Here is a 26,900-nt window from a genome sequence, read left to right as displayed (position 1 = left end):
CCCCCGGCCGCGGCGCCCGCTCCGGCCCCCGCCCCCGCGGGCGAGGGCCCGTACGTGACCCCGCTGGTGCGCAAGCTCGCCGCCGAGCACGACGTCGACCTGGGCAGCGTCAAGGGCACCGGGGTCGGCGGCCGCATCCGCAAGCAGGACGTGCTGGAGGCCGCCCGCGACAAGCAGCAGGCCGCCCAGGCCCCCGCCGCCGCGGCCGCCGCCGCGCAGGCCCCGGCCGTCCCCGCGGCGGCTCCGGCGGCCCCCGCGGCGGCCCGTCCGGCGCCGGCCACCGCGCCCGCCGAGCAGATCGCGCTGCGCGGCAAGACCGAGAAGATGTCCCGGATCCGGCAGACCATCTCCCGCCGGATGGTGGAGTCGCTCCAGGTCTCCGCGCAGCTCACCACGGTCGTCGAGGTCGACGTCACCAAGATCGCCCGGCTGCGCGAGCGGGCCAGGGCCGACTTCCAGGCCCGCGAGGGCGTCAAGCTGTCGTTCCTGCCGTTCTTCGCGCTGGCGGCGGTCGAGGCCCTCAAGGTCCACCCCAAGCTCAACGCCGTCATCAACAGCGAGACCAACGAGGTCACCTACCACGACGTGGAGAACCTCGGCCTCGCCGTAGACGTGCCCGAGCGCGGGCTGATGGTGCCGGTCGTCCACAACGCCGGGCAGCTCAACCTGGGCGGCCTCGCCCAGCGCATCGCCGACCTGGCCGAGCGGACCCGCACCAACAAGGTCAGCCCGGACGAGCTGGCGGGCGGCACGTTCACGCTGACCAACACCGGCAGCCGCGGCGCGCTGTTCGACACCCCGATCCTCAACCAGCCGCAGGTCGGCATGCTCGGCACCGGCTCGGTCGTCAAGCGCCCCGCCGTGATCGACGACCCCGAACTGGGCGAGGTCATCGCGGTGCGCTCGATGATCTACCTGGCGCTGACCTACGACCACCGCCTCGTCGACGGCGCCGACGCGGCCCGCTTCCTGGGCACGATCAAGCACCGCCTGGAGGAGGGCAACTTCGAGGCCGAGCTCGGCCTCTGATCCTCCCTACGGTCGTCGTCCGAGGACCCCGCCGCCCCGAAACGGGCGGCGGGGTCCTCGCCGTCCTAGGCTGGGGCCATGAAGGTGGTCGTTTCGGGTGCCGGCGGGTTGATCGGGACGGCACTGGTCCGGGCGCTGCGGGACGACGGGCACGAGGTCGTACGGCTGGTGCGGCGCGCGGCCACGGGCCCGGACGAGGCGCGCTGGGACCCCGCGGGCGGAACGGTCGACGCCGAGGCCCTCCGGGGGGCCGGCGCGGTGGTGCACCTCGCCGGGGCGGGCGTCGGGGACCGCCCCTGGACGCGGGCGCGCAAGCGGCTGATCCGCGACAGCCGGATCGGCGGTACCCGGACCCTCGCCGAGGCGATCGCGGGGGCCGGTGACGGGCCGCGCGTGTTCGTCTCCGGATCGGCGATCGGCTACTACGGCGACACCGGCGGCCGGGCGGTCGACGAGTCGGCGCCCATGGGCGAGGGCTTCCTCGCCGAGCTGGTGCGCGACTGGGAGGCCGCGGCCCGTCCCGCGGCCGAGGCCGGTGCGCGGGTCGTGCATTCCCGCACCGGGATCGTGCTCGCCGCCCACGGCGGGATACTCGGCCGCGTGCTGCCGCTGTTCAGGATGGGGCTGGGCGGCAGGCTCGGGGACGGGCGGCAGTGGGTCAGCTGGATCACCCTGGACGACGCGGTCGCGGCCCTGCGCCATCTGATCGACCGGGAGGACCTCGCCGGCCCGGTGAACGTGGTGGCGCCGGAGTCGGTCACCAACGCCGCCTACACCAGGGCGATCGGCCGGGCCCTGCACCGTCCGGCGGTGGTGCCGGTGCCCGCGGTCGCGCTGCGCGCCGCGCTGCTGGGCTTCGCGGACGAGGGCCCGCTGATCAGCCAGCGGATCGTCCCGCGGCGGCTGGAGGAGTCCGGCTTCCGCCACGCCCACCCTGATCTGGAGGGTGCGCTCGCCGCCGTCCTGGGCCCGCGCTGAGTCCCCGTCAGAGCGCCGGGTCCCCTTTCAAGATTCGTCAAAGTCCTGCCCCGTTCCAAACCCCGGCTCTAGCGTGAGGTCCATGAGCACCGACGGACAGCCGCACATCCTCGCCATCGGCGGTGGGAGCTTCGTCCCCGACGACCGCTACGGCATGGCCCCGAGCCCGCTGCTGCGCTACGCCGTCGACCTGACCGGCCAGGACCGTCCCCGGATCTGCTTCCTGACCACCGCCACCGGCGACGGCATCGACCAGATCGGGCGCGCCTACGCGGCGTTCAGCCAGATGGAGGCCGAGGTCAGCCACATCGCGCTGTTCCCGATGCCCAACGTCGCCGACATGCGCTCGCACCTGCTGGCACAGGACCTGGTGTACGTGTTCGGCGGCAGCGTGGCCAACCTGCTGGCGCTGTGGCGCCTGCACGGCCTGGACGAGATCATGCGCGAGGCGTGGCAGGAGGGCGTGGTGCTGTCCGGGCAGAGCGCCGGGGCGCTGTGCTGGCACGTGGGCGGCAACACCGACTCCTACGGGCCGCGGTTGCGGCCGCTCACCGACGGGCTGGGCTTCCTGCCGTACTCCTGCGGCGTCCACTACGACAGCGACGCCCAGCGGCGCCCGCTGCTCCAGCAGCTGGTCGGCGAGGGCACGCTGCCGGGCGGGTACGCGGCCGACGAGGCGGTGGGCCTGCACTATGTGGGCACCGAGTTCGTCCAGGCCGTCTCCTATGCGCGCGACGCCGGCGCCTACCGGATCGAGCCCGACGGCGCGGGCGCCGCCAAGGAGTCGCCGATCGCCCCCAGGCTGCTCGCCTCGCTCTGACGCATAAGCTGAACGGCGTGAGCGAGTTGAAAGTACGCGAAGCGGACGAGCGCGTCACCGGGGCGGCGGCGCGGACCGGCGAGCTGGTGTTCGTGCACGCGGGGTTCGGGACGGCGGCCGTCGGCTACGAGGACGGCTGGGAGCTGCAGCGGCGCACCCACGAGCGCCGCGCCGACGACCAGATCCCCGACACCGTGCTGCTGCTGGAGCACCGTCCCGTGTACACCGCGGGCAAGCGCACCGGCCCGGCCGACCGCCCGTTCGGCGACCCCGGCGCCCCGGTGGTGGACGTGGACCGCGGCGGCAAGATCACCTGGCACGGCCCCGGGCAGCTCACCGGCTACCCGATCGTCCGGCTGCCCGACCCGGTGGACGTGGTCGCCTACGTGCGGCTGCTGGAGCGGATGATGCAGGATGTCTGCACCGAACTGGGCCTCCCGACGACCATGGTCGAGGGGCACAGCGGGCTGTGGGTGGAGGGCACGCCCAACCGCAAGATCGGCTCCATCGGGATCCGCGTCTCGCGCGGCGTCACCATGCACGGCTTCATGCTCAACTGCGACTGCGACATGAGCTGGTTCGACCGGATCATCCCGTGCGGCATCCGCGATGTGGGCTCCACCTCGCTCAGCGCCGAACTGGGCCGCCGGGTCACCGTCGCCGAGGTCACCCCGCTGATCGAGCGGCACCTGGCCGGGGCACTGGGCGCGACGGAGTCCTTCCACCGTACGACCGCCCAGCTCGACCTCCGCTAGGCGGCGCTGTCAGGATTGCTCGGCCATCACCTTGTAGACGGCCTGGCCCTCGTCGGCGGCGGCCTGGAAGAACCGGGCCAGGCCCTCGTAGGCGGGACGGAACTGGTCCGCACCGGGCTTGAGCGCGGCGGCGTCCTGCACCCCGGCGGAGGCCATCGCGGCCGGGTCGTACCGCCCGGCGAGCCCCCCGTACGGGGTGGACGCCAGATGGTCGGCGGCGGGCTTGACCCGGTCCGGCGCCAGGTAGATCACGTCAAGGCCGAGCTCGCCCGCGCCGTCCTCGGTGAGCAGCCGGCCGCCGCACACCACGTCGGCCGCCGGCGGGCGCCCGTCCCACGGGTCGCCGGTGATCAGGTAGTGCAGCGCCTGCCAGCCGCGGCCCAGGTCCAGGACCTGCGGGGCGGGCTGGCGGCGCCGCCAGTCGGCGACCCCGAAGATCAGCCGGGCGATCGCGCCCGGATCCCGCTCCCCCTCCAGCACGGGCGGCACCCTGAGGTACGACATGGCCAGGCCCACGGTGGATCCTCCTGCGAAACTGCTCTGCTTCACGAACAGGGAGTCACCCTAGGAGATCGGGTGGCCGCCATGGCGGAAACCCGGATATCGACGGAACATGGATATCGACCCGGTACCCGGTATGTGATCTCCATTGCCCTCGCGGGGGGCACCCGGAATCGGGACGTAACCTGTGAGGGTGACGACGGTGACACCCGAGGGGCGCAAGCTCCTGCGCATTGAAGCCCGAAACAGCCAGACCCCGATCGAGCGCAAGCCCGACTGGATCAAGACCCGGCTGAAGATGGGCCCGCAGTACCGGGAGCTCATCGGCCTGGTGAAGTCCGAGGGCCTGCACACCGTGTGCCAGGAGGCCGGCTGCCCCAACATCTTCGAGTGCTGGGAGGACCGCGAGGCCACCTTCCTCATCGGGGGCGACCAGTGCACCCGGCGCTGCGACTTCTGCCAGATCGACACCGGGAAGCCCAGCCCGCTCGACCGCGACGAGCCGCGCCGCGTCGCCGAGTCGGTGGTCTCGATGGGCCTGCGGTACGCCACCGTCACCGGGGTCGCCCGCGACGACCTGGAGGACGGCGGCGCCTGGCTGTACGCCGAGACCGTCCGGCGGATCCACGCGGCGCTCCCGGACTGCGGCGTCGAGCTGCTGATCCCCGACTTCAACGCCCGGCCCGAGCAGCTGGCCGAGGTGTTCGGATCGCGGCCGGAGGTGCTGGCGCACAACCTGGAGACCGTCCCGCGGATCTTCAAGCGGATCCGGCCCGCCTTCCGGTACGAGCGCTCGCTGGAGGTCATCACCCGGGCCCGCGAGGACGGCCTGGTCACCAAGTCCAACCTCATCCTCGGCATGGGCGAGACCCGCGAGGAGGTCTCCGCGGCGCTGCGCGACCTGCACGAGGCGGGCTGCGAGCTGATCACCATCACCCAGTACCTGCGCCCCTCGCCGCGCCACCACCCGGTGGAGCGCTGGGTCAAGCCGGAGGAGTTCGTCGAGCTGTCGGCGGAGGCGGAGGAGATCGGCTTCGCCGGCGTCATGTCGGGGCCGCTGGTCCGCTCCAGCTACCGCGCCGGGCGCCTGTACAAGCAGGCGATCGAGGCCAGGACGCGCTGACCCGCCGCCCCCGCCCGGGTCTCCCGGGCCGCGGGGCTGTCGGCTGACGGGCGCAACCGGACTATCCTTGTGGTCATGTCGAAAAAGCCCACGGACGGGGCCCAGGAGCGTCCGGGCCGCCTCAAGCAGATCCGCATGGTCGCCCAGGTGCTCCGCCAGGCGGACCCGAAGGCCCTGCCGATCGTGTTCGCCGCCGCGATCGGCACCCTGGTCGTCGTCATCCTGATCGGGCTGCTGATCGACCAGCTGTTCTTCACGATCCCGCTGGGCATCCTGGCGGCCGCCGCCGTGGGCATGATCGTGTTCGGCCAGATGGCGCAGCGCGCCCAGTACAAGGTGATCGCCGGCCAGCCCGGCGCCGCCGCCGCGATCCTGAAGAACATGCGCGGCGGCTGGACGGTCACCGAGGCGGTCAGCGGCAACCGCAACCTCGACATGGTGCACCGCGCGGTGGGGCGGGCCGGCGTGGTGCTGGTCTCCGAGGGCCCGCGCAACCGGGTGGGCCCGCTGCTGGGCGCGGAGAAGAAGCGCATCTCCCGCGCCGCGCAGCAGGTGCCGATCTACGACGTGCAGGTCGGGACGGACGAAGGCCAGATCCCCGTCGACAAGCTGCAGCGCCACCTGATGAAGCTTCCCCGCAACCTGACCAAGGGCCAGGTCGCGGAGCTCAACGACCGGCTCCAGGCGCTGCCGCGTTCCATGCAGATGCCCAAGGGCCCGATCCCCAAGGGCGTCCGGATGCCGAAGGGGCCCAAGCCCAAGACGCGCTGACCCCGCTGTGTTCTAAAGTCCCGGCCTACGGCGCTCGCCTGGCGGCTCGCCCCTGACCGGGCCTCGGCGAGCGCGACATCGCTTCGCGATCCGCCCGGCGACGCTCGCCTCCGGCATCACCTCACCGACCAGGTAACGCGCTCACTCAGCACCCGAGGCTACTTCGAGACAGACCCGAGGTTGACGACGACCGTGTTGGCGGCGCGGTCGTGCAGGCCGCGGTAGTCGCGGTCCCAGACCAGCGCGGGGACGACCAGCAGGATCAGGAAGGCGCGGGCCAGGCCCCAGACCGGGCCGACCGCGCGGCCGTCGAGCCGGACCACGCGGATGCCGCACAGCCGCTTGCCGATGGTGGTGCCGATCAGCCCGACCAGCAGCCACACCTGCACGCCGAAGATCACCAGCGTCCAGAGGCTGCGCTGCGGCGGCGTCCAGTCGAACGAGCGCGCCAGGAAACTGGCCACCAGCAGCGACAGGCCCCAGTCGATGAAGAGCGCCAGGAGCCGGCGGCCGTAACCCGCGACCGCGCCGCCGCCCTTCTCCGGAAGGCCGAGCCGCTCCCCCGGGTACCCGAGGTCGGCCCCGCCCGAGCGGGCACCACCCAGCCATGTCTGCGTCCAACGCTGGCCGGCGGCCTGCCGCTCCTTACCGGTGCTGCTCATGGCCCTACGCTATCCGGTCCCTTGGAGAACTCTTACCCGGATACCGCCCTCCCGGCGGCGCCCGCCGGGTCTACCTTGGCCGTACACGCCCGCCGGTGTGACGCAACGCACAGAGTGATGCGTAACACAGGCGAAACATATGAGACACGGCCGGGAAACGGCCGGTTCTTAGGCTGCCAAGAGCCAAAAAGCGCCCCAAGGAGGCTGGATGTTCAGCAGCGCCGACGAGGTCCTGAGCTATATCAGGAACGAAGGAGTGCGATTCGTCGACTGCCGGTTCGTGGACCTGCCCGGGAAGATGCAGCACTTCACGTTCCCCGTGGAGAGCTTCGGCGAGAGCGTCTTCACCGAGGGGCTGATGTTCGACGGGTCCTCGGTCCGCGGGTTCCAGGAGATCCACGAGTCGGACATGCTCCTGCTCCCGGACCCGAGCACGGCGGTGCTCGACCCCTTCCGCCAGCACAAGACGCTGATCCTGAACTTCTTCGTACACGACCCGCTGACCGGCGAGCCCTACAGCCGGGACCCGCGCAACGTCGCCAAGAAGGCGCAGGACTACCTGCGCGGCACGGGGATCGCCGACACCGTCTTCTTCGGCCCCGAGGCCGAGTTCTACATCTTCGACGACGTCCGCTTCGAGACCAAGGAGCAGGCGGGCTACTACTTCCTCGACTCGGTCGAGGGCGCGTGGAACACCGGACGCGAGGAGCCGGGCGGCAACCTGGGCGCCAAGCCGCCGTACAAGGGCGGCTACTTCCCCGTCCCGCCGATGGACCACTACACCGACCTGCGCTCGGAGATGGTGGCCCAGCTGATCCAGTCGGGCATCCACGTCGAGATGCAGCACCACGAGGTCGGCACCGCGGGCCAGGCGGAGATCGACTTCCGCTTCGACACGCTGCTGAAGACGGCCGACAACCTGATGCTCTACAAGTACATCGTCAAGAACGTCGCGCGGGACGCGGGCAAGACGGTCACGTTCATGCCCAAGCCGATCTTCGGTGACAACGGCTCGGGCATGCACTGCCACCAGTCGCTGTGGAAGGACGGCTCACCGCTGTTCTACGACGAGGTCGGCTACGCCGGGCTGTCGGACAACGCGCGCTACTACATCGGCGGCCTGCTCAAGCACGCGCCGTCGCTGCTGGCGTTCACCAACCCGACCGTGAACTCCTACCACCGCCTGGTGCCGGGCTTCGAGGCCCCGGTCAACCTGGTCTACTCGCAGCGCAACCGGTCGGCCTGCATCCGCGTGCCGATCACCGGGTCCAACCCGAAGGCCAAGCGGATCGAGTTCCGGGTGCCCGACCCGTCCTGCAACCCGTACCTGGCCTTCTCGGCGATGCTGATGGCCGGCCTGGACGGCATCAAGAACAAGATCGAGCCCGCCGAGCCGATCGACAAGGACCTCTACGAGCTGCCGCCCGAGGAGGCCCGCGCGATCCCGCAGGTGCCCGGCTCGCTGGAGGGCGTGCTGGACTCCCTGGAGTCCGACCACGACTTCCTGCTGGAGGGCGGCGTCTTCACGCCCGACCTGATCGAGACCTACATCTCCATGAAGCGCGAGTTCGAGATCGACCCGATCCGCCTGCGCCCGCACCCCCACGAGTTCGAGCTCTACTACGACATCTGATCACTGCGATCGGAAAGGCCATCGGCCGGTCGCCCGTCCAGGGCGCGGCCGGTGGCCTTCGCGCGTATCGCCGCCGGGCCGGGAAGAACGAGGGCGGAGGGCGCGTTCCCTGATCTGACATCGGAACGATCAAAGGGGAGCCCATGGCCCGCGTGAACGTGGAGCGCACCGGGGACGTGTTCGAGGCGACCAACGACCGCGGGGCGCGCGTGCTGATGGGCACGTCGGACCAGGAGGGGGTGTTCTCGCCGGTGGAGCTGCTCCTGGCGGCGCTGGGCGGCTGCGAGCAGGTGAGCGTGGAACCGCTGACGGCCAAGCGCGGGCACCGGCTGGCGCGGCTCGCGGCCACCGTCGAGGCCGAGAAGGTCGCCACCAGCCGGCTCGGCACCATCACGATCACCTACGACGTCGAACTGCCCGAGGGCGACGAGGCGGCGGCCGAGGTGTTCGCCAAGGTGGCGCGGCGCGTCCACGAGAGCTATTGCACCGTGGGCAACGCCCTCAAGGAGCCGATGAAGGTCGAGCAGGTCCTTCCGGGCCCGTCCTAGTCGCAGACGGTCCCGTTGGGCGGGACGGTCCCGTCGAGCAGGTAGCGGTCCACGGCCTTGCGGACGCATCTGTCGCCGGTGTCGTACGCGCCGTGCCCCTGGCCCTTGAGGGTGAGCAGGGTGGCCTGGCCGCCGATCGCTTTGGTGAGCGCGGGCGCCCACGCGTACGGCGTGGCGGGGTCCCCGGTGTTGCCGATGACGACGATGGGCCGCGCGGCCGGAGCGCCGACCTCCCCGGCCGCGGCGTCGCCGCGCACCGGCCATCCGGTGCAGCCCAGCAGGCTCCAGGCCATGTCCGGTCCGAAGATCGGTGACGCGCCGCGGAAGCGGGGCAGCAGGCGCCGCACCTCCTCGACGGTGTGCCGTTCGGTCGTGTCGGCGCAGGTGATCGCGTTTCCGGCGGCCACGAGGTTGGTGTAGCGGCCGTCCTCCTGGCGGCCGAGCTGGAGGTCGGCGAGGGTGAGGAGCGTGGTGCCGTCGCGCCCCCGGACGGCCTCGGTGAGGGCGCGGGCGAGGATCGGCCACAGCTGCTCGGAGTAGAGCGCCGCGGCCACGCCGGTGGTGCCCAGGCTCTGGGTGAGCGGACGCGCGGGGTCCTTGGTCGGCAGGGGACGGGCGTCCAGGCCGTTCAGGAGCCCGGCCACGGTCGCGACGACCGCGCGGGAGTCGCGGCCGAGCGGACAGGCGGTGGGCCCGTGGCCGGCGCAGGCGGCGCCGAACGCGCCCAGCGCACGCTGGAACGCGGCGGCCTGCTGGAGGCCGAGCTGCACGTCGCTGATCTTGGTGTCGACGGCGCCGTCCAGGACCGCGCGGCCCACGTTGCGCGGGATCTGGTTGGCGTAGCTGCCGCCGAGCCAGGTGCCGTAGGAGATCCCGAAGTAGTGGAGGCGGGCGTCGCCCAGCGCGGCGCGGACCATGTCCATGTCACGCGCGGCGGACCGGGTGCCGACGTACGGCAGGATCGATCCGGACCGGGCCTCGCAGCCCTGGTCGTAGGAGGCGCGGGCGTCGGTGAGGGCGCGTTCCTCGGCGGGATCGTCGGGCGAGTCGTCCATCGCGGTGAGCTGGTCCATGCGCCGGTCGTCCACGCAGGTGACCGGGGCGCTGCGGCCGACCCCGCGCGGGTCGAAGCCGACGAGGTCGTAGCGGGTGTTGAGGGTGCGGTACTCGCCGGCGGCCTGGGCGAGGGTCTCGACCCCGGACGCGCCGGGCCCGCCGAAGTTGAACAGCAGCGAGCCGATGCGGCGGTCGGGCTTGGTCGCCTTGATCCTGAGGAGGGCGATCCGGATCGTCCGGCCGCGGGGTGCGGCGTAGTCGAGCGGCACCTTGACCGTGGCGCATTCGAAGGCGGGCGTGGCGGTGTCGGTGCGGGGCAGCGGCAGGTCGCGGCAGGGCTTCCAGACGGGCCGCTGGGTGGTGATCGAGGACGGCGGGCCGCCGGGCCCGCCGGAGCCCTGCGCGGCGCCGGACGAACCGGCCCGGCCGCCGGTGCACGCGGCCGCAGCGCCGGCCAGCCCGCAGGCGCTCAGTGTGAGGAATGCGATCGCCGTCCGCGCCATTGGGCCCCCTCCGATTCGACCGAGGGGGGATGCCGGTGCCTTACCCATCGTCCTGGAGGACGATTCCTCGACCGGCTCTGACCTCGCACTTCTCCGTAACCCTGAGATCACTCGGCCGGAAGTCCGGAAAAAGTCCGGGTTTCGTACTACTCAAGTCTGAGGAAAAGACCGTTCGCCGCGGTGATCTCAAACTGATCACTTCGCGGCAAAGTTGCGAGCATGGCGCAAATCGCCCCGGCCACCCCCGAAGGCCGCACCGACCAGGCTCGCCGCGCCACCGCGCGTGCGGGCCGCCCTCCGCTACCGCGGGCGCTCACCGCGCCACCGATCTGGCGCGAGCTCCTGCTGATCGTGTTCTTCTACTCCGCCTATACGTTGACGCGCCTGCTCCTGGTTCAAGACGGCACGGGTGCGGCGTTCTCGCACGCCGACCAGATCCTGGCCGCCGAGCGGCTGCTGGGCATCGACGTCGAGCTGAGCATGAACCAGGCGCTGCTGCAGGTGCCGTGGCTGGCACGGGCGGCCAACGTCTTCTACGCCACCGCGCACTTCGCGGTGACGCTGGGAACGGTGATCTGGCTCTATCGCAGCCGTCCGCACGACTACCGCTGGCTGCGCACGGGGATCATGATGGCCACCGGGTTCGCGCTGATCGGCTACTGGCTCTACCCGCTGGCGCCGCCGCGGTTCCTCGGCGATGAGGGCTTCGTCGACCCGGTCACCGCGCTGCGGACGCTGGGCCTGTACGCGGGGGACGCCTCGGCGACGTTCACCAACCAGTACGCGGCGATGCCGTCGATGCACGCCGGCTGGGCGCTGTGGTGCGGGTTCGTCCTGGTCCGGCTGGCCGCGCCGAGCTGGGCGAAGGTGTTCGGCGTGCTGTACCCGGTCACCACGGTGCTGGTCATCCTCGGCACCGCCAACCACTACATCCTGGACGCGGTGGCCGGCTGGGCGCTGATCGGCGCGGCGCTGGGCCTGTCCTGGCTGCTGTACCACCGCTACCCCGCCGAGCTGAGAAGGATGTGCCGGCAGGTGGCGCACGTGCTGTTGCGGCGGATCGCCTGGCCCGCGCTGAAGGCGCAGGGCAGCGGGCTGGCCTCGTGGACGGCACCCGCCGCGTGGACCTCGGCCCGGGACCCGGAGGCCGTCGGGGGCGTCTCCGGGCCGCGGCCGAGGCCCGGCTCAGGGCCCGGCAAGGGGGCCGACTCGGGGGACGGCTCGGGGGGCGGCCCGGGGGGCGGCCCGGGGGCGCGGCCGAATCAGGTGACGCCGTAGAAGACCCGGTCGACCACGGCCCTGGCGCGGCGGGCATGCCGACGGTAGTCCTCCAGCAAGTCCCCTGTGCCGGGGTAGTTCAGGACTCGGGTGACGGCGCTGCGCTCCTTGTGGTGGTCGGTGGGCAGCAGGTCGGAGGCCCGTCCCCGCACGAGCATCATGGTGTTCCTGATGCGGGTGGCCAGCTGCCACGCCTCCGACAGCACCCGGGCGTCCTCCCCGTCCAGGAGGCGCGCGGAGGCGGCGGCGTCTAGGGTCGCCAGGGTGCGGGTGGTGCGCAGCGCCGGGACGTCGTGCGCGTGCCTGAGCTGGAGCAGCTGGGCGACCCATTCCACGTCCGAGAGCCCGCCGGGGCCCAGTTTGGTGTGCAGCCGCCGGTCCACCCCGCGGGGCAGCCGCTCGGACTCCATCCGCGCCTTGAGCCGCCGGATCTGCCGGACGGCGGCGTCGTCGATGCCGTCCTCCGGCCACCGGACCGGGTCGATGAGGGCGCGGAAGCGCTCGCACAGCTCCGGGTCGCCGATGATCGGATCGGCGCGCAGGAGCGCCTGGCTCTCCCAGGGCGCCGACCAGCGGGCGTAGTACGCGGCGTAGGAGGCGAGGGTCCGCACCAGCGGCCCCTGGCGTCCCTCGGGACGCAGGTTGGGGTCGATCTCCAGCGGCGGATCGGGGGCGGGCAGCGCGAGCAGCTTGCGCAGTTCCTCGGCGACGGCGTGCGCGGCGCGGCCGGCGTCCCGCTCGTCGGCGCCGGGCAGCGGGTCGTGCACGAACATCACGTCCGCGTCGCTGCCGTAGCCCAGTTCGTGGCCGCCGAACCGGCCCATCGCCACCACGGCCATCCGGGTGGGCAGCGATCCGCGGCGGGCCACCTCGATCTTGCTGATGGCGGCGCGGAGCGCGGCCTCGACGGTGACGGTGGCGATGTCGGTGAGCGCCTCGCCGACGGCGCGGACGTCGGCGAGGCCGAGCAGGTCGGCGACCGAGACCCGGAACAGCTCGCGGCGGCGCAGGCCGCGCACGACGGCGACGGCGTCCTCGGCGGGCACCGCCTTGCCGCCGGCCGTTCCCTCCCCGCCCAGGCCCTCGGCGTGGCGGCGCACGGCGGCGAGGGCCTCGGTGCGCAGCGCGTCGTGCGGCCTGGGGGCGAGCTCGGCGGCGTTGCCGAGCATGGTCACGGCCTCGGGGGCGCGGAGCAGGAGGTCGGTCGCGTACTGGCTGGACCCCAGCAGCCAGGCCATCCGCTCGGCGACGGTGACCTCGTCGCGCAGCAGCCGCAGGTACCAGGGGGTGGTGCCGAGGGCGTCGCTGACCTTGCGGAACCCCAGGAGGCCGGCGTCGGGGTCGGGGGCGTCGGCGAACCATCCGAGCATCACCGGCAGCAGGGTCCGCTGGATGGCCGCGCGCCGGGACACTCCGGAGGTGAGCGCCTCGATGTGGCGCAGCGCCCCGGCGGGGTCGTGGTAGCCCAGGGCCACCAGGCGGGTGCGGGCCGCCTCGGGCGTGAGCCGGGCCTCCTCGCCGGGAAGCCGGGCCACCGCGCGCAGCAGCGGACGGTAGAACAGCTTCTCGTGGATGCGCCGGACCTCGCGCGCGTGCCGCCGCCACAGCGCGGTGAACTCGCCGATGGGTTCGGTGCGCAGTCCCAGGGCCCGGCCCAGGCGGCGCAGGTCGGCCGCGTCGTCGGGCACCAGGTGCGTGCGCCGCAGCCGGTGCAGCTGGACGAGGTGTTCCACGCGGCGCAGGAAGCGGTAGGCGGAGGTGAGCGCGGCGGCGTCGTCGCGCCCCACGTACCCGCCCTGGGACAGGCTGGTCAGCGCTTCGAGCGTGTTCGGGCTGCGCAGGGCCTCGTCGGCCCGGCCGTGGACAAGCTGGAGCAGCTGGACGGCGAACTCCACGTCGCGCAGGCCGCCCGGACCGAGTTTGAGCTGGCGTTCGGCCTCGGCGCTGCGCTGGTTGAGGTGGGTCTCCACGCGGCGGCGCATGGCCTGGACGTCCTCGACGAAGCCCTCTCCCGCGGCGGCCTTCCAGACCAGCGGGGTGATGGAGGCGATGTAACGGGCGCCCAGCTCGGCATCGCCGGCGACGGGGCGCGCCTTGAGGAGGGCCTGGAACTCCCAAGTCTTGGCCCAGCGCTCGTAGTAGGCGCGGTGGCTGGCCAGCGTGCGGACCAGGGGCCCCGATCTGCCCTCGGGACGCAGCGCCGCGTCCACTTCCCACAGCGAGCCTTCGGCCGTGCTGGCCGAGCAGGCGCGCATCGTGGCGGCGGCGAGGCGGTTGGCGGCGCGCAGGGCGGCGTCCTCGTCGGCGCCCCGCGCTTCCGCGACGAAGATCACGTCCACGTCGCTGACGTAGTTGAGCTCGCGTCCGCCGCACTTGCCCATGCCGATCACCGCCAGCCGGCAGGCGGCGTGTTCGGGCACCTCGGCGCGGGCGAAGGCCAGGCCCGCCTCCAGCGCGGCGGCGGCGAGGTCGGCGAGTTCGGCGGCCACGTCCCCGACCCCGGCCGCCCCGGTCAGGTCGCGGCCGGCCAGCGCCAGCAGGTGCCGCCGGTACTCGGCGCGCAGCGCGACCAGCGTGTCCGGGGTCGCGTCGCGGGCCACGGGGTCGGCGGCGGCCTGGTCGGCCCCCACGGCGCGCAGCAGCTCCGCGCGCAGCAGTTCCAGGGGCGGCCCTCCCGAGGCGCGCACCGCGGCGTCGGCGGCGTCCGTGCCGTTCGGGGCCTGTTTGTCCTCCGCCTTGCGGAGGGTCGCACCCGGCTCGGCGGTGGTGGTGGCGGTGCGCGGTTCGGGAACGGCGTGCGCCGTCGTTACCGCGGACGCGGGTTGGACGGGCCCGGGTTGGATCGGTCCATCGTCCAGCAGCGCGCGCCAGTGGCCGGGATGGCGGGCGAGGTGATCACCGAGCGCGGCGCTCACCCCCAGCACGGCCAGCAGCCGCTCACGTGGCGGGCCTTCCCGGGCCAGGACGGAGCGCAACTCGGCGCCCTCCCCGGCCTCACGGGAGGCCGCCAGGAGCCGTAGCAGCCCGTCCAGCGCCAGATCGGGGTCGGCCGTGGCGCCCAGCGCGCCCAGCAGGTCGTCGGAGGGGGCCGCACCCCCGCCGCGCCCGGCCTCCAGCAGCGCCCGTTCCGCACGGCCCGCATCGGTGAACCCCAGCCTGGCCAGACGCCCGGCCAGGGTGGGACGGCGATCAGGTGTCCACGGCTCGCTCACGGCCTCAACCGTAATCGGGCGGCCCCGCCGCTGACGGCTATCCGGGCCGCGAAAGGTTTCAATTTCGCTGCGTTCCCCTCACCGCGCCCATCGGCCGCCGTTGCCCCAACCAGCTTGAACGGGTTTGGCCGATGATGTCCGGTTCTTGAAGGGAGCGGTGCCGCTAGAGAACCGCGATCAGGCGCTTGCGCTCGAACTCGGTGACCTGGCGGCGGTACTCCTCCCACTCGGCGCGCTTGTTGCGCAGGAAGAAGTCGAACACGTGCTCGCCCAGCACGTCGGCCATCAGCTCGCTGCGCTCCATCGCGTGGATGGCCTCGTCCAGGCTCTGCGGCAGCGGCTGGATGCCCAGCGCCCGCCGCTCGGCCGAGGTGAGCGCCCACACGTCGTCCTCGGCGCCCGGCGGCAGCTCGTACCCCTCCTCGATGCCCTTCAGGCCCGCTCCGAGGATGGCCGCGAACGCCAGGTAGGGGTTGGTGGCCGTGTCCAGGGAGCGGAACTCGATCCGGGTGGAGTGCCCCTTGTGCGGCTTGTACATCGGGACGCGGACCAGCGCGGAACGGTTGTTGTGCCCCCAGCAGATGTAGGACGGGGCCTCGCCGCCGGCGCCCGCCGTCGACCCCACGCCGCCCCACAGCCGCTTGTAGGAGTTGACGAACTGGTTGCAGACCGCGGTGAGCTCGGCCGAGTGGCGCAGGATGCCCGCGATGAACGCGCGGCCCACCTTCGACAACTGGAACTCGGCGCCCGGCTCGTAGAAGGCGTTGCGGTCGCCCTCGAACAGCGACATGTGCGTGTGCATGCCCGAACCGGGATGCTCGGTGAACGGCTTGGGCATGAACGAGGCGAACACCCCCTGCTCCAGCGCCACCTCCTTCATCACCAGGCGGAAGGTCATGATGTTGTCGGCGGTGGTGAGCGCGTCGGCGTACCGCAGGTCGATCTCCTGCTGGCCGGGGGCGCCCTCGTGGTGGCTGAACTCCACCGAGATGCCCATCGACTCCAGCATCATGATCGCGTTGCGCCGGAAGTCGTGCGCCGCGCTGTGCGGGGTGTGGTCGAAGTAGCCGCCGGCGTCCACCGGCTCGGGCTCGCGGCCGTCCTCCGGCTTGTCCTTGAGCAGGAAGAACTCGACCTCGGGATGGGTGTAGAAGGTGAAGCCGAGGTCGGCGGCGCGGGCGAGGGCGCGCTTGAGCACGTACCGGGGGTCGGCGAAGCTGGGCGTGCCGTCCGGCATGAGGATGTCGCAGAACATGCGGCCGACCCCGGGCGCCTCGCTGCGCCAGGGCAGCACCTGGAAGGTGGACGGATCGGGCTTGGCGATCATGTCGGCCTCGTAGACCCGGGCGAAGCCCTCGATCGCCGAGCCGTCGAAGCCGATGCCCTCCGCGAAGGCCCCCTCGAGTTCGGCGGGCGCGACCGCAACGGACTTCAGGAACCCGAGCACGTCGGTGAACCACAGCCGGATGAAGCGGATGTCGCGCTCCTCCAGCGTGCGGAGCACGAACTCCTGCTGACGGTCCAAAGCCATCTCCCTCGACGATGCCGTGCCCTGTGCCTGTGTCTCTGCGTGCCGTGTCTTTGCCCTTGTCCGAGCCGTACCCGGCTACCGGCGCCCGCTACCGGGCGGCCGGCGACGGGTCTGCCCGCTCCGCTCGCGTTGGCGCAGGTACGAGGCGGGAGCCGACGGTCCGGCCACCTTGCAGTATGCCCGGCCGCTGTTACCGCGACGTTACAGCTCACCTGCGCGGAGGCGGCACGGCACAAAACCGCTCATAACACCGTTCCAAACTCTGCCACACCGCGCGGTGTGCCCGGCACGCCGACCGGACCGGGCCGAGCGGAGGGGCCCGCGGACCGGCCGGCGGCCGCGCCGATCAGCCGCCGCCCTCCCCGGCCTCCCCCACCCGCGCGGCGGCGGGATCCAGGACGCGGGACAGGAACGTGCGGGTGCGCTCGTGCCGCGGATCGGCGATCACCTGCCCGGGCGGCCCCTCCTCCACGACCACCCCGTCGTCCATGAACACCACCCGGTCGGCGACCTCGCGGGCGAAGCTCATCTCGTGGGTGACCACCAGCATGGTCATGCCCTCCTCGGCCAGCTCCCGCATGACGCCCAGCACGTCCCCGACCAGTTCGGGGTCCAGCGCGGAGGTGGGCTCGTCGAACAGCATGACCCGCGGGCCCATCGCCAGCGCGCGGGCGATCGCCACCCGCTGCTGCTGCCCGCCCGACAGCTGGGCCGGGTAGGAGGCGAGCTTGTCGGCCAGCCCGACCCGCTCCAGCACCTGGCGGGCGGTCCGCTCGGCCTCGGCCCGGCCCCGGCGCAGCACCTTGCGCTGCGCGATCGTGACGTTCCCCAGCGCGGTCAGGTGCGGGAACAGGTTGAACGCCTGGAACACCATCCCGATCCGGCGGCGCACCGCGTCGATGTCGACCTCGGGGTCGGTGATCTCCACGCCGGCCACCCGGACCGTCCCGGACGTGGGCTCCTCCAGCAGGTTGACGCAGCGCAGCAGGGTGGACTTGCCCGAACCCGACGGCCCGATCACGCAGACCACCTCGCCCGGCTCCACGTGGAAGTCGATGCCGCGCAGGACCTCGTTGCGGCCGAAGTACTTGTGCAGGTCCCTGATCTCGATCGCGCTCGCGCCCGCCTCCGGGACGTCCGGGCCCTGCTCCGGGGTCTCGCTCATCGCCGCTCCCTCCGCTGCCGGGCCTCCAGCCGCCGGGCCAGCAGGCTCAGCGGGATCGTGAGCAGCAGGTAGCAGATGCCCGCCACGATGATCGGCGTGGTGTTGCCCTCCTGCCCCGCGAGGTCCCGCCCGAACTTGGTCAGCTCCCGCTGCTCCAGCGTGACGCCCAGGAACAGCACCAGCGAGGAGTCCTTGCACAGCAGCACCAGCTGGTTGGTCAGCGGCGGGATGATGATCCGGAACGCCTGCGGGATGATGATCGAGCGCATCGCCCGGGCCTGCGACATGCCCAGCGACCGGGCCGCCTCCAGCTGGCCGCGCGGCACCGCCTCGATGCCGGCCCGGATCGTCTCGGCCATGTACGCCGCGGCGGCCACCCCCAGCGCCAGCCCGGCCTGCCCCGCCACACCGCCGGGGACGTTGGCGCCGGGGAAGGCCAGCGGCACCCCGACGCTGACGAAGATGAAGATCAGCAGCAGCGGCAGGCCGCGGAAGATCTCGATGTAGGCGGTGGCGAACCAGCGGTAGGGCGCCACCGACGACAGCCGCATCAGCGCGATGACCAGGCCCGCCGCCAGGCCGAGCACGAACCCCAGACCGGTGTAGAGCGCGGTGTTGACCAGCCCGACGGTCAGGATGTCGGGGAACAGCGTCCGGGCGACCTCCAGGTTGGCGAAGTTGGCCCGCAGCTGCGGCCAGTCGGCCAGCAGCGCGATCGCCAGCACCACCGCCGCGAACAGCGCGTACTGGACGCCGAGGGCCAGCCGCCGCCGGCGCCGCCGGGACATGCCCGCCGGCGCCGCCGACTTCACCGGCTCGGTCGTCACGAAGCGCCGCCGGTCTTGGGCATCGGCCCGATCCACTTCTCGTACGTCTTCTTGTAGGTGCCGTCGGCCTTCGCCTGGGCGATCGCCTGGTTGGTCATCTCGACCAGCTTGGGGTTGTCGCCCTTGCGGAACCAGAGCCCGTACTGCTCGCCGGTGTCGAGGTTGGCCACGATGGTGTACTTGGCGGCGTCGGCCGGGTTCTTCAGCCAGTTCTTGACGACCGGGTAGTCCTGCACGATCACATCGACCTGGCCGGTGCGCAGCCCGTCGAGCTCGGCCAGGGAGTTGTCGAACGAGCGCGGGTCAAGGCCCTTCCCCTTGACGAACTCCTCGCCGGTGGTGCCCGCCTGGGAGCCCAGCTTGACCTTGCGGCTCTTGACGTCCTCCAGCGACCTGAGGCCGCTGTCCTTCTTGGCCAGGAGCGCCTGGGTGGCGTCGAAGTAGGGCTTGCTGACGTCCATGAACTTCGTGCGGTCGGGAGTGATCGTCATGCCGCCCATGACGATGTCGCACTTGCCGGCGTTCAGCGCCGCCCCGGTCTTCATCGTCTCGAACGGGGTGTCCACGATCTTCTGAGGAACGCCCAGCTTCTTGGCCACCAGGTCGACCATGTCCACGTCGAAGCCGACCACCTTGCCGCCCCGCTCCTCCTGGAACGGCGGGTAGGGCAGGTGGGTGCACGAGGTCAGCGCACCCTTCTTGATCAGCTTGACGCCCTGCACGGTGGCGCCCTCGTCGCCGCCGCAGGCCGCGGCCGCGGACAGCGTCAGGACGAGTGCGGCCGCTCCGGCCGCGAGACGGCGGGGGGTGGTTCCGGACACGATTCCTCCAGAGGTGTGTGGCGAATCGCCGTTCTGGCTCCGCCCTGGCGGGTGCCGGACGGTCCGCCCTCACCCTTCCATTTTCCCAAAATTGACGTGGCGATCATCGGCTCGCCACCGGGTTGATCAATAACGTTGTGGAGTCGTGAACACCTCACTGCTGCTTTCACTCGCCGACCGGACGGCCGCCCTGGCCGTCCCGTCGGCCATGCATCCGGACGTGTGGCAACTCGGCGAGCGCCTGGACGCCTGGGCGCGGGGCCGGGGCCTGGTGCTGGGCGATCCGGACACCACACCACTGGGCCGCGCACGCTGCGAGCGCCTGGCCGCCCGCCTGTTCCCCGAGGCCGAACCGGACCGCGTCGAACTGTTCGCGCGCTGGCTCACCTGGACGTTCGCGCTGGACGACACCCTCGACCAGGCCACAGTATCCGGCAGCGCCACCGCCGTACAGGCTGTGTGCGACGATCTACTCCGCGCGATCCGCCGCGGCCACGCCAGCCCGGGGGCGCGGCCCCTGGAGAGCACGCTGGTGGAACTGTGGCAGGACACCGCGGCCGGGATGAGCCGCGACTGGCGGCGCCGCTTCCTGGGGCACCTGGAGGACCACCGCCGGGGCTGCTCGGAGCAGGCGGTGTTCCGCCGGACGCGGCAGATGCCGACCCCGGAGGAGTATCCGGCGCTGCGCCGCCGCGCCGCGGGCCCGTTCCTGTACGACCTGATGGAGCCCGTGCTCGGCGTCGAACTGCCGCCCCGCCCGCTGGCCCTGCCGGCCTGGCAGACGCTGCTGGAGGACACCGCGGACGTGATCACCTGGTCCAACGACCTGGCCTCCTACGGCCGGGAGGCGGTGCTCGGCGACGTGCACAACCATGTGATCGTGATGGCCGCCGCGCACGGCGTCGACCCGTCCCAGTCGATGCGCCGGGTCGCCGAGCGGATCGCCGCGCTGGCGGACCGCCTGCGGGAATCGGCCGAGACACTGCGCGGCACCGTCGACCGGCTGGGCCTCGCGGAGCATGACCGGGAGGCCGCGAACCAGGTGATCGGCGTCCTGCTGAACGCGCCGCGCGCGCACATCGACTGGCTCTCCGAGTCCGGCCGCTACAGCCCGCCCGAGGGCTCGTCCGCCGGCCCGTCCGGGCACGTCGGCCTGCGCCTGGACGGCCTGGCCTCGCTGCGCTAGGGCGGGCGTCCGGCCGCGGACAGTGTGTCACCCGCGGCGGTCCGCGCGTACAGGACCCGGCGGCCCAGACGGTGCCCGGTGACCAGGCCGCAGGCGCGCAGCACGCCGAGATGCTGGCTGACCGCGCCGGCCGTCACGCCCAGCCTGCGGGCCAGGTCGGTGGTCGAGGCGGGCGTCTCCAGCGCGGCCAGCAGCTGCGCGCGGCGGCGGCCGAGCAGCGCGGCCAGCGCGTCCGGCGGCGCCGCCGGCCTGGGCTCCCACAGCGTCGCCACGCCGAGCGGCGGGTAGCTGAGCATCGGCTGGTACGGCGGCACCATCACCGACACCCGCGGCCACACGAACGCGCTCGGCGCCAGCAGCAGCCCGCGCCCTCGCAGTTCGCTGCGGAAGCTCCACGGACGGTCCACGACCAGGGTGTCGGTGCGCCATGCCACGCCCCGGTGCAGATCGGCGAACACGCCTTCGGCGCCGTGCGCGGCCAGCGCCCGGCTCCGGCGCAGCACGTCGCCTTCCAGCAGGTCCCTGATCGGTTCCCAGTACGGCTCGACGGCCAGGGCCCAGAAGCGTTCAAGCTGGTCGACGACGCGTTCCAGGGTGCGTTCGGCGTCGTCGGCCATGGCCTGACGCCCGGGCCGGACGGGGTTCCCCGGCCGTGCCCAGAGGATCTCCTCCGCGACGACCTCCGGCCGCGTCGCCCGCACGGTCTCCAGCTCGGCCGCGAAGTCGGGCAGCGGGGTGACCGGGGGCGGGGTGAGGAAGTCCGGAACGTATCCCTCGGCGGGGATCAGCTCGTCCAGCAGCCCCCGGTCGAGCCCGCGCAGCCGGGGCAGGACCTGCCGCACCCACGGCAGGTGCAGGGCGTGCCCGGACGGGTCGGCGAGCACGCGCAGGCCGTGCACCAGCTCCCACAGCGGCGAGAAGGCGAACCGCACCCGCGCCACGTCGTCCGGCGTGAACACGAACTCGATCATTTAGCCCAGGCTAAATCACTGTGCAGGCGCCCGCGGTCCTCCGACGATCGCTGTGTGACCCCCCTCGAATCCCAAGCCGCCCTGCCCGCGCCCGGCCGCGTCGCCGCGTTCCTCGGCCCCCGCCTGGGCGGGCTCCCCCGCCCCTTCTGGGTGCTGTGGGCCGGGCAGCTCCTCAACCGGCTCGGCACGATGGTGGAGCCGTTCCTCGGCCTCTACCTGACCACGGTCCGGGGTCTGTCGCCGGTCCAGGCGGGCGCGGTGATGGCGGTGCTGGGCGCCGGTTCGCTCGCCGGGCAGCTGGCCGGCGGGGCGCTCGCCGACCGCGTCGGGCGGCGCCTGACGCTCACCGCCGGGACGGTCGCGACCGGCGCGGCGATGCTCGCGCTCGGCTACGTCCAGGGCATCCCCGCGATCGTGGCGACCGCGTTCGTGCTCGGCCTCGTCCTGGACATGTACCGGCCGGCGGCCGCCGCCATGGTCGCCGACCTGATCTCCCCGGCCGACCGGCCGCGCGCGTTCGGGCTGCTCTTCTGGGCGGTCAACCTGGGCTGGGCGGTCGCGATGGTGCTCGGCGGCGCGCTGGCCGGGCACGGCTTCCTGTGGCTGTTCTGGATCGACGCGCTCAGCTGCGCCGCGTTCGGGATCCTGGTGTGGCGGGCCGTCCCCGAGACCCGCCCGAAGTCCCCGGCCGAGGACCGCGCCGCGGGCTCCTGGACCACGGTGCTGCGCGACCGGATCATGGTCGGGTACGTGCTGATCACCACGGTCTACACGTTCGTGCTGATGCAGGGCATGACGACGATGCCGCTGGCCATGAAGGACCAGGGCCTGGGACCCCAGGCCTACGGGACCGCGATCGCCGCCAACGGCGTGCTCATCATCGCGGTGCAGCCGCTGGTGGGCACCTGGCTCAGCCGCCGCGACCACAGCCGCGTGCTGGCCGCCGGCTTCGCCGTCGTCGGTATCGGCTACGGCCTCACCGCCGCGGCGACCGACGTCTGGGGGTACGCCGGCGCCATCCTCGTCTGGACGCTCGGCGAGATCATCGCCGCGTCCGTGCTCCAGGCCGTCGTGGCGGACCTCTCCCCCAAGCATTTGCGCGGCCGGTACAGCGGCCTGTACGGGCTGTCCTGGTCGGGCGGCTTCCTGCTGGCGCCGCTGGGCGGTACGCAACTGCTGAGCGCGGGCGCGCCCGTCCTCTGGCTGACCTGCCTGGCCCTGGGCCTCACCGCGGCCGCCGCACAGCTCGCCCTGGGCCCCGCGATCCGGCACCGGCAGCGGGCGGCACTGGCGCCCTGACCCTCTTATCGTCATAATGACGATACTTATTGCCGTCCCTTAGGCTGGTTGACGTGGCACAACTCAGGATCGCGCTCGCGCAGGTGAACCCGACGGTCGGCGACCTGGAAGGCAACGCCGGCCTCCTGGTGGAATGGACGCGGCGCGCCGCCGAGGCGGGCGCGCACCTGGTCGCCTTCCCCGAGATGATGCTGACCGGCTACCCCGTCGAGGACCTCGCGCTGCGCTCCTCGTTCGTGCACGCCTCCCAGCGCGCCCTCGCCGACGCCGCCCGCGCCCTCGCCGAGGAGGGCCTCGGCGACCTCCCCGTCGTCACCGGCTACCTCGACCGCCGTCCGGTCAGCATGGTCCGCGCCGGGCTGCCGGCCGGCTCCCCGCTCGACGCCGCCGCCTGGCTGCACAACGGCGAGGTCCTCATCCGCTCCGCCAAGCACCACCTCCCCAACTACGGCGTCTTCGACGAGTACCGCATCTTCGTACGCGGCGACACGCTGCCCGTCGTCCGCGTGCACGGCGTCGACGTCGCCACCGTCATCTGCGAGGACCTCTGGCAGGACGGCGGCCCCGTCAGCGTCACCTCCACCGCCGACGCCGGGCTCCTCCTCGCCATCAACGCCTCCCCCTACGAGCGCAACAAGGACGACGTCCGCCTGGAACTGTGCGCCGACCGCGCCCGCGAGGCCGGCTGCGCCCTCGCCTACGTCAACTTGGTCGGCGGCCAGGACGAGCTCGTCTTCGACGGCGACTCGGTCATCGTCGGCGCCGACGGCGAACCGCTGGCCCGCGCCCCGCAGTTCGTCGAACACCTCCTCGTCGCCGACCTCGACCTGCCCGCCGCCCTCGAACCGGTCACCGGCCCCATCAACGCCCTCGACGGCACCACCATCAGCATCGACCACCGCGTCGTCAGCGAAGACCCCGTCCCCGCCTACGACCCCGCCCCGCACACCGCCGCCCAGCCCCTCGACGACCTCGCCGAGGTGTACGGCGCGCTCGTCCTCGGCACCCGCGACTACGTCCGCAAGAACGGCTTCCGCTCCGTCCTGCTCGGCCTGTCCGGCGGCATCGACTCCGCCCTGGTCGCCACCATCGCCGCCGACGCCATCGGCCCCGACCTCGTGCACGTCGTCCTGCTGCCCAGCCGCTACTCCACCGAAGGCTCCATCACCGACGCCGAGGAGCTCGTCAAACGGCAGGGCCTGCACTCCCGCATCGTCCCGATCCGCGGCATGGTCGACGCGTTCGAGGCCGAACTCGACCTGCACGGCCTCGCCGCCGAGAACCTCCAGGCGCGCATCCGCGCCAACGTCTGGATGGGCCTGTCCAACGAGCACGGCCACCTCGTCCTCACCGGAGGCAACAAGAGCGAGCTGGCCACCGGCTACTCCACCCTCTACGGCGACTCCGCGGGCGGCTTCGGCCCCATCAAGGACCTGACCAAGACGATGGTGTGGGCCCTGGCCCGATGGCGCAACACCCAGGTCGGCGCCGACCGCCCCTTCCTGCACCCCTTCGAGGACGAACCGATCCCCGAGGCCGTCATCGTCAAGGAGCCGTCCGCCGAACTCCGTCCCGACCAGAAGGACCGCGACACCCTCCCCCCGTACGACGTCCTGGACCCGCTCCTGGTCGACTACGTCGAACGCGACATGGGCCGCGACGCCCTCATCGCCGCCGGCCACGACCCCGCCCTGGTCGAACGCGTCATCCGCCTGGTCGACCTCGCCGAATACAAGCGCCGCCAGTACCCGCCCGGCCCGAAGATCACCCCAAAGAACTTCGGCCGCGACCGCCGCCTCCCCATAACCAATCGTTGGCGGGAGTTGCTGGTGGGGAGACGACCCCCCACACCCCCCGGCGGGGCGGACGCCCCCTCCAGTCGCTAGCGCTCCTTACGGGCGGCCCCCACTCCGGTGGGGGTCAGCCCCACGGCCTTCAGCACGCAGACCTCACCCCCCAGATCAACACAGCTACAGGTGGTGGGCTTCTCCTGGCCAGGTTGATTCTGGTTCTGGGGGGTCTGGGTCTATGCCTGGGATGGTCTGTTCGCACCAGACGACCTTGCCCGCGGGGGTGCGGCGGGAGCCCCAGCGGTGGGCGATCTGGCTGACGACCAGGAGGCCGCGGCCGTTCTCGTCGTCGTCGGCGGCGCGGCGGAGGCGGGGCAGTGCGGCGGAGCGGTCGAGGACTTCGCAGACGAGGGTGCGCTCGTGGAGGAGGCGGAGCTCGATGGGGCCGCTGGGGGCGTACCGGTAGGCGTTGGTGATGAGTTCGGAGACGAGCAGTTCGGTGGTGTAGGTCAGCTCGTCCAGGTCCCATTCGTCGAGCTGGGTGCGGACGAGGCCGCGGGCGCGGCGGACGGCCGCGGCGTCGGCGGGCAGCATCCAGGAGGTGAAGCGGTCTTCGGGGATGCGGCGCAGGCGGGCGAGGAGGACGGCGATGTCGTCGCGGTGGTGGTCGGCGTAGACGCCGGCGAGGGTGGCCTTGGCGAGGTCCTCCATGGGACGGGCGGCGGTGCCGGGGCCGAAGACGTCGCGGAGGCGGGCGAGGCCGTCGTCGATGTCGCGGCCGCGGTTCTCGACCAGGCCGTCGGTGTAGATGACGAAGACGCTGCCGTCCTCGACCTCGAACTCGCGGCTCTCGATGGCGGCCGAGCCGGAGACGCCGAGCGGCGGGGCGGGCGGGACCTCGAGGTACTCCCTGGCGCCGTCGGGGCCGACCAGGAGCGGCGGGAGGTGGCCGGCGGAGGCCACCTCGAGGGTGCCGGAGGTGGCGTCGTAGACGGCGTACACGCAGGTGGCGAAGTGCGGCTCCTGCTCGCCGAGCTCGATCATCAGCTCGTGCATGACGTGCAGGGCGTCGGCGGGCGGCAGTTCGAGGTTGGCCAGGGTGTGCAGGGCGGTGCGGAGCCGGCCCATGGTGACGGCGGCGCGCACGCCGTGCCCGGCGACGTCGCCGACGATCAGGGCGACCCGGGCGCCGGGCAGCGCGATCGACTCGTACCAGTCGCCGCCGACCTCGACGAGCTGGCTGCCGGGCAGGTAGCGGTGCCGGACCTCGACCGACGAGGGCGCCGACAGCCGGTGCGGCAGCAGGCTGCGCTGCAGCGCGAGGGCGGTGGCGCGTTCCCGGCTGAACCGGCGGGCGTTGTCGATGACGATCGCGGCGCGGGCCGCGAACTCCATACCGATCTCGACGTCGTAGGCGTCGAACTTGCGGAAGCCGGGGACGCGGGTGCAGGCGATGAAGCCGAGCAGGGTGTCGCGGGCGATCAGCGGGAGCAGCACCATGGAGACGCCGGTGAGCAGCTCTCCGGCGGGGTTGCGCCGCCACCGGCCGGCGATGTCGCCGGCCTTGGCCGCGTCGACGTGCGCCAGGTGGACGGGCTGGGCGGTCTCCAGGACCTCGCGGTAGGGGGTCCCTTCGGGGTAGACGAGCACCTCGCCGACCGGGAAGGTGGCCGTCCACATGGGGTTGCGGTCGTCGGTGGTGACGGCGATGCGGCGCAGCACGGCGCCGCCCGACTCACTGTGCACCTCGTCGGCGGCGACCAGGCTCTCCAGCACCAGCACCGACGCGGTGGTGCAGAAGTGCGGGACGATCACGTCGACCAGGCCTTTGGCGGACTGGTCGAGGTCGAGGGAGGCGCCGAACCGGGTGAGCGGGTCGTCGAGCAGGGCGCGGCGCATCAGCGCCGGGTCCTGGTAGCGCTCGCTGGGCGGCAGCGCGACCCGCACGTGCAGCAGGCCCATCGGGGCGGCGCCGGTCTCGCCGCCGACCATGGGCTGGGCGGTGACGACGGCGTCGGTGGTGCCGCCCTCGCCCCCGGTGGCGTCGCCGCGCCGCACGGCCAGCACGGCGGTGCGTTCCTGGCCGGCGGCGATGGCCTCCAGCAGGGTCTCCAGGTCGGCTTTGGCCTCATCGCCGGCCAGTTCGCCCGCGGCCCGGCCGATCAGGTCGGCGGGGGCGTAGCCGAGCACGGCGCGGGCGTTGGGCCCGCACTGCACGATCCGCCGCGTCCCATCGATGCCCAGGACCAGGGTGCGGGACGCGGAATCGGCGGTGGGCGCATCGCCTCGCGACGCCATGACGGATCTCACCAGACGCGCTCCAGACAGCCGGTCGTCCTAGCACTCCCAGCGCCAGTATGGGGCATGAGGCGTGATCAAGGTAGAAGATCACGTCTCCGGCGCCGAAATAGTGTGGAAGCTCTATCGGATGGGGCCGCGAT

22 protein-coding genes are annotated in these 26,900 nt (G+C 72.5%); 12 read left to right on the top strand and 10 right to left on the bottom strand.

The window, feature by feature from the left end:
• The 4 genes from sucB to lipB all read left to right on the top strand — a co-directional run.
• Positions 1-1,029: 2-oxoglutarate dehydrogenase, E2 component, dihydrolipoamide succinyltransferase (gene sucB / locus ABD340_RS21230; protein ID WP_344590983.1), on the top strand; the 1,029-nt coding region annotated here is incomplete at its 5' end.
• 78 nt (positions 1,030-1,107) lie between these two features.
• Positions 1,108-2,007: a TIGR01777 family oxidoreductase gene (locus ABD340_RS21225; protein ID WP_344590982.1), complete on the top strand. Its 900-nt coding sequence runs from the start codon at positions 1,108-1,110 to the stop codon at positions 2,005-2,007.
• 82 nt (positions 2,008-2,089) lie between these two features.
• Complete coding sequence (locus ABD340_RS21220; RefSeq protein WP_344590980.1) at positions 2,090-2,827, top strand: Type 1 glutamine amidotransferase-like domain-containing protein; 738 nt, start codon at positions 2,090-2,092, stop codon at positions 2,825-2,827.
• Positions 2,828-2,910: 83 nt separating this feature from the next.
• Positions 2,911-3,582, top strand: a complete 672-nt coding sequence (lipB, locus tag ABD340_RS21215) for a lipoyl(octanoyl) transferase LipB (protein ID WP_344590987.1) — start codon at positions 2,911-2,913, stop codon at positions 3,580-3,582.
• A 9-nt stretch (positions 3,583-3,591) separates the two neighbouring features.
• On the opposite strand, the gene ABD340_RS21210 is transcribed toward lipB, so the two are convergent.
• Entirely contained in the window at positions 3,592-4,131 is a 540-nt protein-coding gene (locus ABD340_RS21210; RefSeq protein WP_344590979.1) for a YfbM family protein, read from the bottom strand.
• Positions 4,132-4,276: 145 nt separating this feature from the next.
• On the opposite strand from ABD340_RS21210, the gene lipA reads away from it, so the two are divergent.
• A complete protein-coding gene (gene lipA / locus ABD340_RS21205; protein WP_344590978.1) occupies positions 4,277-5,206 on the top strand; it encodes a lipoyl synthase in 930 nt (309 codons plus the stop codon).
• Between the two features lie 75 nt (positions 5,207-5,281).
• A complete protein-coding gene (locus ABD340_RS21200; protein ID WP_344590977.1) occupies positions 5,282-5,977 on the top strand; it encodes a DUF4191 domain-containing protein in 696 nt (231 codons plus the stop codon).
• Between the two features lie 158 nt (positions 5,978-6,135).
• Here the strand turns inward: ABD340_RS21200 and ABD340_RS21195 are convergent, their stop codons facing one another.
• On the bottom strand, positions 6,136-6,639 hold the full coding sequence (locus ABD340_RS21195; RefSeq protein WP_344590976.1) for an RDD family protein: 504 nt from the start codon (positions 6,637-6,639) through the stop codon (positions 6,136-6,138).
• Positions 6,640-6,847: 208 nt separating this feature from the next.
• On the opposite strand from ABD340_RS21195, the gene glnA (ABD340_RS21190) reads away from it, so the two are divergent.
• Both glnA (ABD340_RS21190) and ABD340_RS21185 read left to right on the top strand, forming a co-directional pair.
• Positions 6,848-8,272 (top strand): type I glutamate--ammonia ligase, encoded by a 1,425-nt coding sequence (gene glnA, locus ABD340_RS21190; RefSeq protein ID WP_344590974.1) that lies wholly within the window; start codon positions 6,848-6,850, stop codon positions 8,270-8,272.
• Between the two features lie 143 nt (positions 8,273-8,415).
• Complete coding sequence (locus ABD340_RS21185) at positions 8,416-8,820, top strand: OsmC family protein (protein ID WP_344590972.1); 405 nt, start codon at positions 8,416-8,418, stop codon at positions 8,818-8,820.
• On the opposite strand, the gene ABD340_RS21180 is transcribed toward ABD340_RS21185, so the two are convergent.
• Positions 8,817-10,379: an alpha/beta hydrolase gene (locus ABD340_RS21180; protein ID WP_344590970.1), complete on the bottom strand. Its 1,563-nt coding sequence runs from the start codon at positions 10,377-10,379 to the stop codon at positions 8,817-8,819. The two genes, ABD340_RS21185 and ABD340_RS21180, sit on opposite strands and share 4 nt — an antisense overlap.
• A gap of 219 nt (positions 10,380-10,598) precedes the next feature.
• On the opposite strand from ABD340_RS21180, the gene ABD340_RS21175 reads away from it, so the two are divergent.
• Positions 10,599-11,657: a phosphatase PAP2 family protein gene (locus ABD340_RS21175; RefSeq protein WP_344590969.1), complete on the top strand. Its 1,059-nt coding sequence runs from the start codon at positions 10,599-10,601 to the stop codon at positions 11,655-11,657.
• On the opposite strand, the gene ABD340_RS21170 is transcribed toward ABD340_RS21175, so the two are convergent.
• The 5 genes from ABD340_RS21170 to ABD340_RS21150 all read right to left on the bottom strand — a co-directional run bounded on the left by ABD340_RS21170 (position 11,642) and on the right by ABD340_RS21150 (position 19,213).
• Positions 11,642-14,869, bottom strand: a complete 3,228-nt coding sequence (locus ABD340_RS21170; RefSeq protein ID WP_344590968.1) for a bifunctional [glutamine synthetase] adenylyltransferase/[glutamine synthetase]-adenylyl-L-tyrosine phosphorylase — start codon at positions 14,867-14,869, stop codon at positions 11,642-11,644. The two genes, ABD340_RS21175 and ABD340_RS21170, sit on opposite strands and share 16 nt — an antisense overlap.
• Before the next feature lie 163 nt (positions 14,870-15,032).
• Positions 15,033-16,394: a type I glutamate--ammonia ligase gene (gene glnA, locus ABD340_RS21165; RefSeq protein WP_344590986.1), complete on the bottom strand. Its 1,362-nt coding sequence runs from the start codon at positions 16,392-16,394 to the stop codon at positions 15,033-15,035.
• Between the two features lie 352 nt (positions 16,395-16,746).
• Complete coding sequence (locus ABD340_RS21160) at positions 16,747-17,565, bottom strand: amino acid ABC transporter ATP-binding protein (RefSeq protein ID WP_344590966.1); 819 nt, start codon at positions 17,563-17,565, stop codon at positions 16,747-16,749.
• Positions 17,562-18,428, bottom strand: coding sequence for an amino acid ABC transporter permease (locus ABD340_RS21155; protein WP_344590964.1), 867 nt, complete (start codon positions 18,426-18,428; stop codon positions 17,562-17,564). Before ABD340_RS21155 ends, ABD340_RS21160 begins: the two co-directional genes overlap by 4 nt.
• Entirely contained in the window at positions 18,389-19,213 is an 825-nt protein-coding gene (locus tag ABD340_RS21150; protein WP_344590961.1) for a transporter substrate-binding domain-containing protein, read from the bottom strand. Before ABD340_RS21150 ends, ABD340_RS21155 begins: the two co-directional genes overlap by 40 nt.
• Before the next feature lie 145 nt (positions 19,214-19,358).
• Between ABD340_RS21150 and ABD340_RS21145 the strand changes: the two genes are divergently transcribed.
• Positions 19,359-20,399, top strand: a complete 1,041-nt coding sequence (locus ABD340_RS21145) for a terpene synthase family protein (protein ID WP_344590960.1) — start codon at positions 19,359-19,361, stop codon at positions 20,397-20,399.
• Here ABD340_RS21145 and ABD340_RS21140 read toward each other — a convergent pair.
• The gene (locus ABD340_RS21140; RefSeq protein ID WP_344590958.1) at positions 20,396-21,370 is read right to left on the bottom strand and encodes an ArsR/SmtB family transcription factor; all 975 of its coding nucleotides are present in this window, start codon (positions 21,368-21,370) and stop codon (positions 20,396-20,398) included. The two genes, ABD340_RS21145 and ABD340_RS21140, sit on opposite strands and share 4 nt — an antisense overlap.
• A 54-nt stretch (positions 21,371-21,424) precedes the next feature.
• Here ABD340_RS21140 and ABD340_RS21135 point away from each other — a divergent pair, with 54 nt between their 5' ends.
• The gene (locus ABD340_RS21135) at positions 21,425-22,669 is read left to right on the top strand and encodes an MDR family MFS transporter (protein ID WP_344590957.1); all 1,245 of its coding nucleotides are present in this window, start codon (positions 21,425-21,427) and stop codon (positions 22,667-22,669) included.
• Positions 22,670-22,722: 53 nt separating this feature from the next.
• Positions 22,723-24,555 (top strand): NAD+ synthase, encoded by a 1,833-nt coding sequence (locus tag ABD340_RS21130; protein ID WP_344590956.1) that lies wholly within the window; start codon positions 22,723-22,725, stop codon positions 24,553-24,555.
• Positions 24,556-24,639: 84 nt separating this feature from the next.
• Here ABD340_RS21130 and ABD340_RS21125 read toward each other — a convergent pair whose 3' ends face one another.
• Entirely contained in the window at positions 24,640-26,757 is a 2,118-nt protein-coding gene (locus ABD340_RS21125) for a SpoIIE family protein phosphatase (protein ID WP_344590955.1), read from the bottom strand.
• Positions 26,758-26,900 lie beyond the last annotated feature (143 nt).

Origin of the sequence: Actinomadura vinacea (assembly GCF_039532545.1) — a bacterium.
In the GTDB taxonomy this organism is placed as follows: domain Bacteria; phylum Actinomycetota; class Actinomycetes; order Streptosporangiales; family Streptosporangiaceae; genus Spirillospora; species Spirillospora vinacea.
This window is presented reverse-complemented; position numbering and strand designations above follow the sequence as displayed.

What these genes read in the sequence shown, in the direction of transcription:
- ABD340_RS21175 (WP_344590969.1), top strand. Translation starts at nt 10,599, where the DNA reads ATGGCGCAAATCGCCCCGGCCACCCCCGAAGGCCGCACCGACCAGGCT.
- ABD340_RS21185 (WP_344590972.1), top strand. Translation starts at nt 8,416, where the DNA reads ATGGCCCGCGTGAACGTGGAGCGCACCGGGGACGTGTTCGAGGCGACC.
- glnA (WP_344590974.1), top strand. Translation starts at nt 6,848, where the DNA reads ATGTTCAGCAGCGCCGACGAGGTCCTGAGCTATATCAGGAACGAAGGA.
- ABD340_RS21195 (WP_344590976.1), bottom strand. Translation starts at nt 6,639, where the DNA reads ATGAGCAGCACCGGTAAGGAGCGGCAGGCCGCCGGCCAGCGTTGGACG.
- ABD340_RS21220 (WP_344590980.1), top strand. Translation starts at nt 2,090, where the DNA reads ATGAGCACCGACGGACAGCCGCACATCCTCGCCATCGGCGGTGGGAGC.
- ABD340_RS21125 (WP_344590955.1), bottom strand. Translation starts at nt 26,757, where the DNA reads ATGGCGTCGCGAGGCGATGCGCCCACCGCCGATTCCGCGTCCCGCACC.
- ABD340_RS21140 (WP_344590958.1), bottom strand. Translation starts at nt 21,370, where the DNA reads ATGATCGAGTTCGTGTTCACGCCGGACGACGTGGCGCGGGTGCGGTTC.
- ABD340_RS21160 (WP_344590966.1), bottom strand. Translation starts at nt 17,565, where the DNA reads ATGAGCGAGACCCCGGAGCAGGGCCCGGACGTCCCGGAGGCGGGCGCG.
- ABD340_RS21225 (WP_344590982.1), top strand. Translation starts at nt 1,108, where the DNA reads ATGAAGGTGGTCGTTTCGGGTGCCGGCGGGTTGATCGGGACGGCACTG.
- ABD340_RS21180 (WP_344590970.1), bottom strand. Translation starts at nt 10,379, where the DNA reads ATGGCGCGGACGGCGATCGCATTCCTCACACTGAGCGCCTGCGGGCTG.
- ABD340_RS21200 (WP_344590977.1), top strand. Translation starts at nt 5,282, where the DNA reads ATGTCGAAAAAGCCCACGGACGGGGCCCAGGAGCGTCCGGGCCGCCTC.